At 64.5% G+C, this 439-nt stretch carries 1 protein-coding gene; it reads right to left on the bottom strand.

The features are described 5' to 3' along the window. Nucleotides 1–439, bottom strand: a 439-nt coding sequence (locus AC5ZG1_RS44415; protein ID WP_496136574.1) for an ATP-binding protein, incomplete at both ends; no start/stop codon positions are given.

The following is a 439-nucleotide window of genomic DNA, read 5'->3' as shown; positions in this document are numbered from 1 at the left end:
ATGTAGACGGCATCGTTGCCGAAGGCGGCTGCCGCCTCCGTGCGCGCCGTCGACCATGCCTCGATCAGATCGGCCTCGCTCTTGGCGACCTTCATGCCGCGCCCACCGCCGCCGGCCGTTGCCTTGATCAACACGGGATAGCCGATTTCGGCGGCCGTCCGCAGCGCATCCTCTTCGGTCTTCACTTCGCCGTCCGAGCCGGGAACGACGGGAATGCCAAGTTCCAGCGCCGTCGTCTTGGCGGTGATCTTGTCGCCCATGATACGGATGTGATCCGCCGTCGGCCCGATGAAGGTGATGCCGTGCGCTTCCAGGATATCGGCAAACTTGGCGTTCTCCGACAGAAAGCCATAGCCCGGGTGCACGGCATCGGCGCCGGTGATCTCGCATGCGGCGACGATCTGGTGGATATTGAGATAGCTCTCGCGCGAGGAGGGCG

The sequence above is a fragment of the Bradyrhizobium sp. Leo78 genome (genome assembly GCF_059512425.1).
Note: the sequence above shows the minus strand (reverse complement) of the source record. Positions and strands in the feature narration are given on the sequence as shown.